Below are 13626 nucleotides of genomic sequence, written 5' to 3'. Positions count from 1 at the left end.
CACTAAAAAGCCCGGCCGTGGCGCGACCGGGCTTTCTCGACTTGGCGTCAGTTCGCTCAGTGCAGGATCTGCGACAGGAACAGCTTCGTGCGTTCGTGGCGGGGATGGTCGAAGAACTCGGCCGGCGTGTTCTGCTCGACGATCTGGCCCTGATCCATGAAGATCACCCGGTTGGCGACTTTCCTGGCAAAGCCCATCTCGTGGGTGACGCACAGCATGGTCATGCCTTCCTCGGCCAGCCCCACCATCGTCTCCAGGACTTCCTTGATCATTTCCGGGTCGAGCGCCGAGGTCGGCTCGTCGAACAGCATGATACGCGGGTTCATGCACAGCGAGCGGGCGATCGCCACGCGCTGCTGCTGGCCGCCGGAAAGCTGGCCCGGATATTTGTTGGCCTGCTCGGGGATTTTCACGCGCTTGAGGAAATGCATGGCGATTTCCTCGGCCTGCTTCTTCGGTGTCTTGCGCACCCAGATCGGCGCCAGCGTGCAATTCTCGAGGATGGTCAGATGCGGGAACAGGTTGAAGTGCTGGAACACCATGCCGACCTCGCGGCGCACCTCGTCGATCTTCTTCAGATCGTTGGTGAGTTCCTTGCCGTCGACGATGATCTTGCCCTTCTGGTGCTCTTCCAGCCGGTTGATGCAGCGGATCATGGTCGACTTGCCCGACCCGGACGGTCCGCAAATGACGATGCGCTCGCCGCGCATCACCTTGAGGTTGATGTCCTTCAGCACATGGAACTCGCCGTACCATTTATGCATGGCGATGATGTCGATGGCGACATCGGTGGTCGAGATATGCATCTTGGCGGCGTTGACCTTGATCTCTTCCGCGCTGACGGCATTTTCGGTGGCCATGGCTGGGGTCCCCTTGTTCTTTTGTTAGCGTTTGTAGCCGGTGTCGAGCCGGCGTTCCGTGTACATTGAATAGCGCGACATGCCGAAGCAGAACAGCCAGAAGACGAAGGCGGCGAACACAAGACCGGATTTCGCGGTCTGCGCCGTGGCCCAGTTGGCGTCGGAGAAGTTCTGCTTGACGATGCCGAGCAGGTCGAACATCGAAATGATGAGGACCAGGCTGGTGTCCTTGAACATGCCGATGAAGGTGTTGACGATACCGGGTATGACCAGCTTCAGCGCCTGCGGCAACACGATCAAGCTCATCTTCTGCCAGTAGCCGAGGCCGAGCGAATCGGCGCCTTCATACTGGCCCTTGGGGATCGCCTGCAGGCCGCCGCGCACCACTTCGGCCATATAGGCCGCCGCAAACAGCGACACGCCGATCAGCGCCCTCAGATACTTGTCGAAAGTGACGCCGGCCGGCAGGAACAGCGGCAGCATGACGCTGACGAAAAACAGGACGGTGATCAGCGGTATTCCGCGCACGGCTTCGATGAAGATAATGCACAGCATCTTGATTATCGGCATCTTCGAGCGCCGCCCGAGCGCAAGCACGGTGCCCAGCGGCAGCGATACGGCGATGCCGACGAAGGACAGGCTCAGCGTGATCAGCAGCCCGCCCCAGCGCGAGGTTTCGACATGCGGCAGGCCGAATACGCCGCCGACCAGCAGGAAGAAGGAAACGATCGGCAGCACCAGGAAAAGCAGGATTGCGTTCAACCCCTTGCGCGGCACACGCGGCATCAGCATCGGCACCAGCAGCGCCACGAACAGGATGGCGACCAGAATCGGCCGCCAGCGCTCCTCGACCGGATAGGTGCCGAACATGAACTGGCCGAACTTGGCGTTGACGAAAGCCCAGCAGGCTCCGCTCCAGCCATCGGGCTGAATGCCGCCTTGCGCGACGGTGGCGCAGACCGTGCGGTCCGGTCCGGTCCACTGTGCGTTAATGAACGCCCAGTTGATGACCTGCGGCAGGATCCAGGCGACGATGACGATGCCGAGGATGGTGAGGATGGTGTCGCCGACCGAGCCGATCAGGTTCTTGCGCACCCAGGCGACGGGGCCGCTGACGCTCGCCGGCGCGGGCTGCGCCAGCGCCATTTCGGTGCGCACCCAGGACAGATCGTGTTCCTGCATGGTCCTACCTCTCCACCAGCGCCATCCTGGCGTTGACCACGTTCATGACGGCCGAGGTCACCAGGCTGAGTATGAGATAGGCGATCATCATGATCAGCACGCCCTCGACCGCTTGTCCGGTCTGATTCAGAACCGTGCCGGCGGTCGCCGTCAGGTCGGGATAACCGATGGCGATCGCCAGCGAGGAGTTCTTGGTCAGGTTGAGATACTGGCTGGTCAGCGGCGGGATGACGATGCGCATGGCCTGCGGCACCACGACCAGCCGCAGGATCGAACCGGATCGCAGCCCAAGTGCGGCCGCCGCCTCGGTCTGGCCCTTGCTAACGCCCCTGATGCCGGCGCGCACGATTTCGGCGATGAAGGCCGCCGTGTAGCAGGACAGCGCCAGATAGAGCGAAAGGAACTCCGGTTTGACCTGAAAGCCGCCGGTCAGGTTGAAGGTCGATTGTTTGGGCAAGTCAAAGCTCAGGGGAAAGCCGCTCAGCACGTAAGCCAGCAGCGGCAGGCCGATGATCAGCGCGGCGGAGGTCCAAAACACCGGAAATTGCTGGCCCGTCGCCATCTGCCGCTGACGCGCCCTGCGGGCAACGAACCATGACATTGCGACGCCCACGACAAGGGCGACCAGGATCAGCCAGGAGCCGTCGCCCCAGACCGGGCGCGGAAAATAGAAGCCGCGCTGGTTGAGGAAGGAGCCGAAGGGCAGATGATAGGAATCTCGCGGCGCCGGCAGCACGGCGAGCACGCCGGAATACCAGAAGAAGATGACCAGCAGCGGTGGGATGTTGCGGAAGATCTCGACGTAAACCGTGCAGATCTTCTGGATCAGCCAGTTCTGCGACAGGCGGCCGATGCCGATGACGAAGCCGATGATGGTGGCGGTGATGATGCCGGCGACGGCAACGATGATGGTGTTGATCAGGCCGACGACGATGGCGCGGCCATAGGTCGAGTCCGACGTATAGGCGATCGGCGTGTCCGAGATATCGAAGCCGGCGCGCCCCTTGAGGAAGCCGAAGCCGGAGGCGATGTGCAGGCGCTGCAGATTGTCGATGACGTTCTGCACGATCCACCAGACGGACCCGAACAGAACGATGACGACCAGCGTCTGAAAGAAGAGACTGCGAATTCTCGGGTCATTGACGAAGGAGCCGCGGCTCGGCTCCTCGCGTAGGATTTCCTGCGATGCCATGTCACGTCCCCTGTGAAAGAGAAACCGGAAGGCAGGAGCCTGCCTTCCGGATCACATTTCGATCAGCGGATCGGCGGCGCGTATTGCAGGCCGCCCTTGGTCCATAGCGCATTGATGCCACGCGCAATCTTGAGCGGGCTGCCGGAGCCGACATTGCGGTCGAACATTTCGCCGTAGTTGCCGGTGGCCTTGACGATGTTGACGACCCAGTCGTTGGAGACGCCGAGGTCGGTGCCGATCTTGGTGTCTGCTTCCTGGCCGAGCACACGCTTGATCTCCGGGCTGGCGGAGTTTTTCATCTCGTCGACATTGGCCTTGGTGATGCCGAGCTCCTCGGCGTCGAGCAGAGCGAAATAGGTCCACTTGACGATGTGGTACCACTGGTCGTCGCCCTGGCGAACGGCAGGTCCGAGCGGCTCTTTCGAGATGATCTCGGGCAGCACGACGTGATCGGCCGGCGAGCCGAGCGTCAAGCGAATGCCGTAAAGGCCCGACTGGTCGGTTGTGTAGACGTCGCAACGGCCGGCATCATAAGCGGCATTGACCTCTTCGAGCTTCTCGAAGACGACGGGATTGTACTCCATCTTGTTCGCCTTGAAGTAGTCGGCGAGGTTGAGCTCGGTGGTCGTGCCGCTCTGCACGCAGACGGCGGCGCCCGAAAGCTGCAGCGCCGAATTGACGCCCGGCAGCTTCTTGGCGTTGATCATGAAGCCCTGGCCGTCATAGTAGGTCGTGCCGATGAAATTCAGGCCGAGCGCGGTATCGCGGTTGATCGTCCAGGTGGTGTTGCGCGAGAGGATGTCGACCTCGCCGGACTGCAGCGCGGTAAACCGTTCCTTGGCGCTGAGCGGCGTGAACTTGACCTTGGTGCCATCACCGAAGACGGCGGCGGCAACCGCGCGACAGAAATCGGCGTCGATGCCTTGCCAGTCGCCCTTGTCGTCCGGCGCGGAGAAGCCGGCCAGACCGGTCGAGACGCCGCACTGGATGAAGCCCTTCGCCTTGACGGTGTCAAGCGTGCCGGCCGACGCGGCCGACGCCATCAGTCCGAGCGTGGCGGCGCCAAGAATGCCGATAGCAATGTGTTTCATAACCCACAGACCCTTTTCTGTTTTTTCAGGCAAACCCTGATCTTTTTTCCCTTGTGAACGCAGCTCCCATCCCGGCCCATTCCCGAAACCCCGCATCGCAAACCGACGCGCCGCCTCCCATTCACGAACAGCATCGAAGGCGATAATTCCCGTGAGGTCAAGGAAAATGACCGAATCCGACCGGGTTTGAAAATCGATTGCCTGAAATGCCTGAATTGCAGACAAACGTGCACGCGATCTCGTCAGAAGCGCGACTTGAATCGGCAAAGCTCATTTGACGCAGATGTGAGCCGGCGCTGTAAAATCCGTTCCGGGCAATAGCTCGGCGTTACTGCCCCCGGGCACGAAATGCATTGACGTTACGGAACACCTTCGGCCAACGATTACCCATGATTGGCGGTCGATATTGCTTGTGGACAAAATCGGCGCGCGGTCTCAAAGCGCGGAAAGGCCCAGCCTGAGGCCGACCGCGACCATCAATGCACCGGAGATGCGCGGGATCAATTGCCCGGCCGGGACCACCTTCTCCAGGAGAACAAGGATGGCGATGCCGGCGATCCACAGCACGTTCATGACACCACCGACGAACAGCAGGGCCATCAGTGCCCAGCAGCAGCCGAGACAATAGGCGCCATGATCCATGCCAAGCCGAAATGCGCCGAGCGCGGTGGTGCGGAACCCGCCATGGCTGGCCAGGAACGCGATCGGCGCCTGGCATTGGCGCAGGCAGACGCCCTTGATCGGTGTCCATTGGTAGAGGCCGGCGGCGATCAGAACGACACCGCCGAGCACCGCGCTGTGCGCCGCCATCGCGGGATCAAGCAAGGCGAAACGAGTGAGCAGCCATTGCGCACCCGTCGCCACGATGCTGAAGACGACCCAGACGACGAGATAGCCGGTAAAAAACCATGCCGTCGAAGCGATAGGCCGGCTGTCCGCCAGCGCCTTGCGGCCAACGCCGGCATAGAGCAGCAACATCGGCGCGACCGACGGCGTCATCATGCCGACCATCATCACGGCCCACATCGTGAAGGTGAAGACGAAATCGGCCGATGCCCAGGCCCGGAAACCCGGCACCACGGCGGCGCCCATATCCATGCCGCCCATATTCATGCTCGCCATGTCCATCCCGGCCATGTCGCCTGCCTCGCCGCCCGACACCGGGCTACCCATGTCGGCGGCTAGCCAAAGAACATAGGCCCAGGCGAACACGGCAATGACGGCGAGCGCGGCCGTCACGACCGCGCGGTCGCGCCGCAGCACCGCCTCGAGAGCCGTGTCGCCCATTGGATCAGATCAATGCACGATGCCGCTCTGCGTGAGATGCAGGTTGGCGAAATGGCTATGCGTGTCCGCCACCTCGAACTTGATCGGGCTCGTCGTCTTGGTCCAGCCGCGCCCGACCTCGGCGATGGCGTATTCGAAGCCGTGCGGCAGGTCGATGCGCGCCCGGTGCTCGGCGCCGGTGACCGGGTTCTTGATCGGCTCACCACGGCCGTCGGTTACGCCCTTGACGTGCAGCCGGCCGGTTCGCCCATCGACGTCGACCTCGAAATCGATCGCGGCGAAAATCGGATCGTGGAACTTCTCCAAGGTGGTCGAAAAGACCTGGAATATTGTCGCGCCTGGTTCGGTGTCCTGACCGCCCAGTATGCGGAGCAGGGCCTCGCGCTGGGCTTCGCTGGCTCTCTCGTCGATAACCACCGCGGCCTCGCCCCTGCCCTGGTGTATCGCGCCGGGCCAGCTGAAGATGCCGACGAAGCGCAGCCCGTCGAGCTTGGTGTCGCCGTGGTGCCCGGTCTCAATCTCCATGCCGGCGACGGCTTGGCAGAATCCGTATGTCGGCATGGCATTGAACTGGCACGGGCAGCCATAGGCGCAATTGCAGTTGATGAATTCGCGCGCCTTCATCGTCCATTTGACGTCAGGCATGACATTCCTCCCCTTTCCGCTCGCTGAGCGGGATACCCGGATCGGGATCAGGAGATAGCCGGCAAGAACCATCCGGCAGCATCTGATCGAAGCATCCGGCGATTAACATTAGAAATTTATCATATACCTTTCGCAGCCGGCTACAATAGGTAGGACCAAGCTTCCGACAGGCCACTGCCGCTCGTGGTTGGTCCGATTCCGGATCAGATCGCGGGCTGTCTTCCGGACCAGGAATTGGCATATTCGAAGTCCATTCCTGGCGAACGGTGGGCTGTTGCACGGTCCACCACGCCGCATTATGGCTAGCGCCTTGTCAAAACAAGGCGACCAAGAATGGCGAAAGACGGCAGCGAGCAGGGTTCCGGCACGATGGGCATCAACACGCGGCTCGCCCATTCGGGCAACAAGCCGCATGACTATTTCGGCTTCGTCAACCCGCCGGTCGTGCATGCCTCGACCGTGCTGTTCCCAAATGCCGCCGCGATGGCCGCACGCAGCCAGAAGTACACTTACGGCACGCGCGGCACACCGACGACGGACGCTCTTGCGCATGCCATTGACGCGCTGGAAGGCTCGGCCGGCACGATCGCGGTGCCGTCGGGCCTGGCGGCGGTGACCGTGCCGCTGCTCGCCTTCGTATCGGCGGGCGACCATCTGCTGATCGTCGATTCCGTCTATCATCCCACGAGAAACTTCGCCGACACGATGCTGAAGCGGCTCGGCGTCGAGGTCGAATATTATGCTCCCAATATCGGCGCGGGCATCGCGGCGTTGATCAAGCCGAACACCAGAGTGGTGTTCACCGAATCGCCGGCCTCCAACACGTTCGAGGTGCAGGACATCCCGGCGATCGCCAAGGCGGCGCACGCGGCCGGCGCCATCGTGATGATGGACAACACATGGGCGACGCCGCTCTATTTCCGGCCACTCGACCATGGCGTCGACATCTCGATCCATGCGGCGACGAAATATCCGGCGGGCCATTCCGACGTGCTGCTCGGCACTGTCTCAGCCAATGAGGCCTGCTGGACGCAACTCTACGAGAGCTTTTGCACGCTTGGCTGCTGTGCTGGACCCGACGACGTCTACCAGGTGCTGCGCGGCCTGCGCACGATGGGTGTGCGGCTGGACCGTCACCAGCGCAGCGCACTTGCCATCGCCTCGTGGCTCGAAGGCGAAAAAGGCGTGGCGCGCGTGCTCCACCCTGCCCTTCCCAGCCATCCGGACCACGACCTTTGGAAGCGCGACTTCCGCGGTTCGAGCGGCATCTTTTCGATCGTGCTGGCCGGTGGTGGCCAGCAGGAGCAGCACGCTTTCCTCGACGCACTGCGGATCTTCGGTCTCGGCTACTCCTGGGGAGGCTATGAGAGCCTCGCGGTGCCGGTCTGGCTTGGCGACCGCGTCGTTGCGAAAGGCACTTATGAAGGTCCGCTGATACGACTGCAGATCGGCCTCGAGGATGTCGACGACTTGAAAACCGACATCCGGGGCGGGCTTGCGGCAGCGGCGCGCGCAGGCTGACCTCAAACAGAGTCAGCAAAGGGCCGCAAGCCCTTGACGCTGATGACAAAGCGCGAGGCGCTGCCAGCACTCCGGCGAAGATCGGTGCGCAATATTATTCTCCTACGTCATGACTTTACGGATTTGTTTGACTTTCAAATCGGCGAATTCGGCTGCATTGCGTGCCGCACGCATCCTCGACAGATTCAGTCCTCGCAAAGTTTTCCAATGGCCTTTCGTCTTTTTGTCCCCATCCTCGCCGGCGCCACGCTGCGCGAACGCATCCTGGCGTGTATCGGCGCCACGATCGGCATCGCGCTGACGGGCGTGATCAGCGGGCTGGCGATGGGCGGCGGCCCGCATGTGGCCCTGCTGGTCGCGCCGATGGGCGCATCCGCCGTGCTTCTGTTCGCCGTACCGGCCAGCCCGTTGGCGCAACCCTGGTCGATCATCGGCGGAAATTCCATATCGGCGCTGGTCGGCGTGACCGTGGCGCATTTCATCCATGATCCGGTGATTGCCTCAGGGCTCGCGGTGGCGCTCGCCATCGCCGCGATGTCGTTCACGCGCTGTCTTCATCCGCCAGGCGGCGCCGCCGCGCTGACGGCGGTGCTCGGCGGCCCGGCCGTCATCAGCGCGGGCTTCCTGTTCCCGTTCGTGCCGGTGGCCTTGAATTCGACCATACTGGTGGCGCTGGGCTTCCTTTTCCACAAGCTGGCGCGGCGCAACTACCCGCATGTCGCGGCACCAACCGCCAACAGCCACGGCACCGCCGATCCGCCGGCTCAGCAGCGCGTCGGCTTCCGGCCCGAGGATATCGACGCGGCGCTGACCACACTGGACGAGACCTTCGACATCGACCGCGCCGACCTCGAACGGTTGCTGAGACAAGTCGAACTGCAGGCCATGGTGCGCTCGCACCGCACGCTGCTGTGCGAGGACATCATGTCGCGCGACGTGGTTTCCGTGTTCGAGCAAGCCACCGCCGACGAGGCGCGCCAGCAGCTGCTCGATCACAATATCCGTACCTTGCCGGTGGTCGACGCGGATGCCCGGCTGGTTGGCGCCGTTGGCCTGCGCGAGCTGACGAAAGCCACCGGCACGGTGAAGAGCGTCATGGCAAACGCCGGCACCGCCTCGCCCGAGACGCCGGCGATGAGCCTGCTTCCGGCGCTGACCGACGGCCGCAGCCATGCCGTGGTCATCGTCGATGGCGAGCGGCGCATTCTCGGCCTGATCACGCAGACCGACCTCTTGGCGGCCGCCGCACGCGTGCAGAGGGCAGACAAGGGATTGGCGGCAGCCTAGAATACCGGTCCCGGATCCCTCTGGTCCGGGAACCTTTTGCCGGCAGGCGCATCCAATGTGCAGCATTTGCACGAGGAGATCCGGTCGCGATGAGCAAGCAGCCAATGCCCGCCACGGTGCCCACGGTTGCCGAAAGCCCTTCCGGCGACATGCAGCTCGTCCACCGCGCGCTGACCCGCGACCCGGATGCTTTTCGCGCCATCATGAAGGTACACAACCAGCGGCTCTACCGCATCGCGCGCGGCATTCTGCGCAACGACGCCGAAGCCGAGGACGTCGTCCAGGAGGCCTATGTCAGCGCCTTCGCCAGCCTGGCGGCGTTTCGCGGCCAATCCACGCTCGCCACCTGGCTGTCACGCATCGTCATCAACGAAGCGCTCGGCCGCCTGCGCAAGAGACGTCGCACGGTGGAGATGCCTGCCGATCCGGAAGCGCGGATAATCAGGTTTCCCCTCAAATCCAACGACGATCCGGAGCGGACGATGGCGCAGCGGCAGATTCTCGCACTTGTCGAACGGGCGACCGACAGCCTGCCCGACATCTACCGCATGGTCTTCGTCGCCCGCGTCATCGAGGGCCTGAGCATGGAGGAAACCGCCGATTTGCTTGGCGTGCGGCCAGAGACCGTCAAGACGAGGCTGCACCGGGCGCGCGCCCTGTTGCGCAAGGCGCTGGACGATGAAATCGGCCCTGTGCTGCTCGATGCCTTCCCCTTCGCGGGTCGGCGCTGCGAGCGACTGACCCAGGCGGTAATGGGACGGCTGGGTTTTGAATGATGCCGTCCTGATTTTCCGGGAACGTTTCTCCCCGCCCCGCATCCAATGAGCGTCAACTGCAAATTCGAGCCCGGCGCCTCCGCGCGGCCGGGCCAAGGAGGATGCCATGTTCACCCGATATACCGTCGCCCTTGCCGCCCTGCTTCTCGTCGGCGCTGCCCCGGTCTCGCAAGCCGCCGACAAGCCGACCGACCCGCAGATCGCCCATATCGCCTATACAGCAGGCGTCCTCGACATCGAGGCGGCCAAGCAGGCGATCAAGAAGTCAAAGAGCAAGGAGGTCGTCGATTTCGCCAAGGACATGGAGCGCGACCACGAAGCGGTGAACAAGCAGGCGCTCGATCTCGTCAAGAAGCTCAAGGTGAAGCCCGAGGACAACGCTACCAGCCAGGCGCTGACGAAGGCGGCGAAGGAGGAACGTGCCAAGCTCGCCAAGCTGAAAGGGGCGGCCTTCGACAAGGCTTATATCGAAAACGAGGTCGCCTATCACAAGCAGGTCAATGGCGCGCTCGAAACCCTGCTCATACCGTCGGCCAGCAATGCCGAGTTGAAGAGCCTGCTCGAGACCGGCCTCAAGATCTTCCAGGGCCATGAGCAGCATGCCGAACACGTCGCCGGCATGCTGAAATGAAAACGGGCGCCTTGGATCATCTGGCGCTGCTGGTCGTGCTGGCGTTGGTATTCACAGCGCCGGCAGCGGCGGCAACCATCCAGGTCACCGTCGACAAGCTCGTCTTTTCGCCGGCCAGCGTCGATGCCAAGGTCGGCGACACAATCGAGTGGGTGAACAAGGATGTGATCGCCCACACGGCCACCGTGAAGGGCGGCTGGGAGGTGATAATCCCGCCGAAGAAGTCGGCAAGCATGACGCTGAAGACGGCGCAAACGGTCGACTATTTCTGCCGCTTCCACCCCAACATGAAAGGACGCTTGCTGGTGGCGCCGTGATCCAGGGCCGCGGAGGCTCGCCTTGCCTCCTCGGGCCGCGCGACATGCGTCCAGGACCCGTCGTGTCCAGGCCTGTGCCTGCTGATCCAGGCATCTAGCGCCTCGCGCAAATCGGCTGTCGGGGCCATACGGGCGAACTGCTCGGCCTCGACCAGCAAGCCTTCGGCGATGCTCAGATTGAGCCCTCGCGTCACCGCCGTAAGGATGCCCGCGGCTGCCAGTCCGGAGTGTCGAAGGATACGCCTGGCCAGATTGAACGCAGCCGGCATCAGATCGTCATGCGGAACCACCTGATTGACGAGGCCAAGGTCAAGAGCCCGCTGTGGCGGGAACCAGTCGCCGGTCAAAAGCAGTTCGAGCGCGCGCTTGCGCCCGGCGAGCCTGGGCAGGCGCTGCGTTCCGCCGAAAGTCGGCGGCATTGCCAGAGTGATCTCCGGCTTGGCGAACAGCGCGCGGTCGCTGGCAATTGCTAGCGGCACGGCCTCCGTGATTTCGCAGCCGCCGCCGAAGGCGAGGCCGTTGACGGCTGCGATGACAGGCTTGCGAAAGGCTTCCAGCCTTGCCGTCAGCCGCTGTCCCCGCATGACGAAGTCTCGCAGCGCCGTCTCGGCGCCCAGCGCCACGCTGGCCGAGAACTCCTCTATGTCGGCGCCCGCCGAGAAGGCCCGCTCGCCGGCCCCCGTCAGAATGACCGCGCGGATGCGGTCGTCGACTTCAATGTCGTCGAGTGTCGCGAGCAGGCGATCGATCAGCGCATAGTTCAACGCGTTCAGCTTTTCCGGGCGGTTGAGAGAAAGGACGGCAATGCCTTCCCTGTTTTCGTTCAGGACAAGATCGGTCATCTGGCTTCCTCCAGCATGGTGACGAGATGGAAGGTTACGCCATTCGCGCCTTGTGTATATTCACTAGTCGGTATACTTAGACCCATGCCCGAAGCACAAAGTCCTACCCGCAAGCGCATTGTCGACGCAGCAACCAGATTGTTTTACGCGGAGGGGATCGGCCGTGTCAGCGTCGATGCCGTCGCCGAGGAAGCAGGTCTCACGAAGCGGACGCTCTATTACCACTTCAAGAGCAAGGACGACCTCATCGCAGCCTATCTCGACGGCCGCGATCAGCCCAATCTGAAACGGATGGCCGGCTGGTTCGAGGCTGAACAAGGTGGTGTGGACAGCAAGGTCGAAGCCATCTTCGCCAACCTGGCCCGGGCCACGCGCCATCCGAAATGGAAGGGATGCGGCTTCCTGCGCACCGCCGCGGAGCTTGCCTCGATGCCAGGGCACCCGGCGGTCAAGGTCGGGGCGCGGCACAAAAGCAATTTCGAGACATGGCTGGCGGCAGAATTGTCCGGCCACCATATCGAGGGGCCGCAGGCGCTGGCGCGCGAGATCGTGCTGCTGATCGACGGCTGCTTTTCGATCATGCTCATCCATCGCAACCCCGACTACGTCGAAGCAGCCGGACGAGCCGCGGCCACGCTTGTCAGGGCGCGAATGTCGGGCAGCCAGGCCTAGGGGCTACCCCCCGAGCGCCAGCCACCCCGTACCGGCCAAGAGCGTAACCAACGTCAGCGGCAGGCCGACCTTGAAGAAGGCGCCGAAAGACAACGGCGTGCCTGCGGCCTTGGACTGCTCGGCGACGATCAGATTGGCGACCGAGCCGAGCAACGTGAAGTTACCGGCGAGCGTCGAGCTCATGGCCACGACCAGCCAGGCGCGCTCGGGGTTTTCCAGGCCGGGTATGAAAGGCCTGAGCGCCAGCACGGCCGGAACATTGCTCATGACGTTGGACAACACCGCGGTGAAACCCGAAAGCCTCCAGACATCGTCGAGCCCGATGTTCTTGGCCGAGGCGATCATCTCAGGTGTCAGCAGCGTCTTTTCCGCGCCGGCAACCACCACGAACAGTCCCGCGAACATGAACAGCAGCGGTCCGTCGATCTCGCGGTAGATGCGCGATGGCTTGATGGCGCGGGTCAGCAGCAGAATGGCGCCGCCGATGAGCGCCGCCTTGGCTACGGGAACACCAGCGAAGAAGGCGATCGCCAGCCCGACGCAGACGACCACCGCCTTCAGCACCTGGCCGCGATGCATGCGGCCGCGCGAGATGTGTGGCGTCAGTTCGCCGTTGCGGGTGAATTCGGCGCGGTAGACGATGCGCACGATGACGATGACCGCGACAAGGCCGAACAAGGCGACCGGGGCGAGTGCCGCCGAAAAGGCCGGATAGGAAATGCCCGACAGCGCGCCGATGACCATGTTCTGCGGATTGCCCGTGATGGTGGCGACGCTGCCGCAGTTCGAAGCGGTGGCGGTGGCGATCAGATAGGGGATCGGATTGCGGTTGATAACGCGGGTAACGTGGACGACGATCGGCGCCATGACCAGGCAGATGGCATCATTGACCAGGAAGGCCGACAGCACGCCGGTGAGGAGCGTCACCATCACCAGCAGCATGAACGGTGCATGCGCGTGCTCGATGGCGATGGCGCCAAGACCGCGAAAGGCACCCGACACCTTCAGATGAGCCACGACGATCATCATGCCGAGCAGAAGGGTGATGGTGTCGAAATTTATGGCCGGGTAGGCATCCTCCATGCTGAGCGCGCCGATGGCGATCATGGCCGCGCCGCCAAGCAGCGCGATGCCTGCCCGGTCGAGCCGCAAGCCAGGTATCCGGCCGATTGCGACGCCGGCATAGGTCAAGATCAGGATCAGCAGTGCCGCGGCGCCCGTCAATGTCATCGGTAGAAGCCCTGCTCGATCTGTCTGCGCGCCGATGCCGGCCGCCCCGCGATTCACGTGATGCCAGCTTTAGCGCGATGTCGGGATCGATGC

The 13626-nt window shown here is 63.1% G+C and carries 14 protein-coding genes; 6 read left to right on the top strand and 8 right to left on the bottom strand.

All coding sequences use genetic code 11. The features are described 5' to 3' along the window. Positions 1–56: 56 nt before the first annotated feature. The 6 genes from FJ936_RS25870 to FJ936_RS25845 form a co-directional block, all read right to left on the bottom strand. Complete coding sequence (locus tag FJ936_RS25870; protein ID WP_010915400.1) at positions 57–860, bottom strand: amino acid ABC transporter ATP-binding protein; 804 nt, start codon at positions 858–860, stop codon at positions 57–59. A gap of 24 nt (positions 861–884) precedes the next feature. Beyond that, a complete protein-coding gene (locus tag FJ936_RS25865) occupies positions 885–2042 on the bottom strand; it encodes an amino acid ABC transporter permease (protein WP_140790534.1) in 1158 nt (385 codons plus the stop codon). Positions 2043–2046: 4 nt separating this feature from the next. After that, on the bottom strand, positions 2047–3234 hold the full coding sequence (locus tag FJ936_RS25860; RefSeq protein ID WP_140790536.1) for an amino acid ABC transporter permease: 1188 nt from the start codon (positions 3232–3234) through the stop codon (positions 2047–2049). 62 nt (positions 3235–3296) lie between these two features. After that, on the bottom strand, positions 3297–4325 hold the full coding sequence (locus FJ936_RS25855) for an amino acid ABC transporter substrate-binding protein (protein ID WP_015318414.1): 1029 nt from the start codon (positions 4323–4325) through the stop codon (positions 3297–3299). Between the two features lie 435 nt (positions 4326–4760). After that, complete coding sequence (locus tag FJ936_RS25850; protein ID WP_140790538.1) at positions 4761–5612, bottom strand: DUF2182 domain-containing protein; 852 nt, start codon at positions 5610–5612, stop codon at positions 4761–4763. A gap of 9 nt (positions 5613–5621) precedes the next feature. Continuing rightward, a complete protein-coding gene (locus FJ936_RS25845) occupies positions 5622–6257 on the bottom strand; it encodes a DUF1326 domain-containing protein (protein ID WP_023773469.1) in 636 nt (211 codons plus the stop codon). Between the two features lie 333 nt (positions 6258–6590). Between FJ936_RS25845 and FJ936_RS25840 the strand changes: the two genes are divergently transcribed. The 5 genes from FJ936_RS25840 to FJ936_RS25820 all read left to right on the top strand — a co-directional run bounded on the left by FJ936_RS25840 (position 6591) and on the right by FJ936_RS25820 (position 10789). Beyond that, a complete protein-coding gene (locus FJ936_RS25840) occupies positions 6591–7778 on the top strand; it encodes a cystathionine beta-lyase (protein WP_140790540.1) in 1188 nt (395 codons plus the stop codon). Positions 7779–7985: 207 nt separating this feature from the next. Further along, positions 7986–9065, top strand: coding sequence for an HPP family protein (locus tag FJ936_RS25835; protein ID WP_140790544.1), 1080 nt, complete (start codon positions 7986–7988; stop codon positions 9063–9065). Between the two features lie 89 nt (positions 9066–9154). Beyond that, complete coding sequence (locus FJ936_RS25830) at positions 9155–9841, top strand: RNA polymerase sigma factor (protein WP_181171286.1); 687 nt, start codon at positions 9155–9157, stop codon at positions 9839–9841. 106 nt (positions 9842–9947) lie between these two features. Beyond that, positions 9948–10472 carry a DUF4142 domain-containing protein gene (locus FJ936_RS25825; RefSeq protein WP_015318420.1) on the top strand — a complete coding sequence of 175 codons (525 nt, stop codon included), beginning with the start codon at positions 9948–9950 and terminating at the stop codon, positions 10470–10472. Continuing rightward, positions 10469–10789: a cupredoxin family copper-binding protein gene (locus FJ936_RS25820; protein ID WP_181171288.1), complete on the top strand. Its 321-nt coding sequence runs from the start codon at positions 10469–10471 to the stop codon at positions 10787–10789. The genes FJ936_RS25825 and FJ936_RS25820 overlap by 4 nt, the downstream gene beginning before the upstream one ends. Here FJ936_RS25820 and FJ936_RS25815 read toward each other — a convergent pair. Beyond that, complete coding sequence (locus tag FJ936_RS25815) at positions 10735–11631, bottom strand: crotonase/enoyl-CoA hydratase family protein (protein WP_140790547.1); 897 nt, start codon at positions 11629–11631, stop codon at positions 10735–10737. The two genes, FJ936_RS25820 and FJ936_RS25815, sit on opposite strands and share 55 nt — an antisense overlap. Positions 11632–11715: 84 nt before the next feature. Here FJ936_RS25815 and FJ936_RS25810 point away from each other — a divergent pair, with 84 nt between their 5' ends. After that, positions 11716–12303, top strand: coding sequence for a TetR/AcrR family transcriptional regulator (locus tag FJ936_RS25810; RefSeq protein ID WP_140726271.1), 588 nt, complete (start codon positions 11716–11718; stop codon positions 12301–12303). Between the two features lie 3 nt (positions 12304–12306). On the opposite strand, the gene FJ936_RS25805 is transcribed toward FJ936_RS25810, so the two are convergent. Further along, complete coding sequence (locus tag FJ936_RS25805) at positions 12307–13533, bottom strand: anion transporter (protein WP_140790551.1); 1227 nt, start codon at positions 13531–13533, stop codon at positions 12307–12309. Positions 13534–13626 lie beyond the last annotated feature (93 nt).

The organism is Mesorhizobium sp. B2-4-13 (assembly GCF_006658535.1).
Lineage (GTDB): Bacteria > Pseudomonadota > Alphaproteobacteria > Rhizobiales > Rhizobiaceae > Mesorhizobium > Mesorhizobium australicum.
Note: the sequence above shows the minus strand (reverse complement) of the source record. Positions and strands in the feature narration are given on the sequence as shown.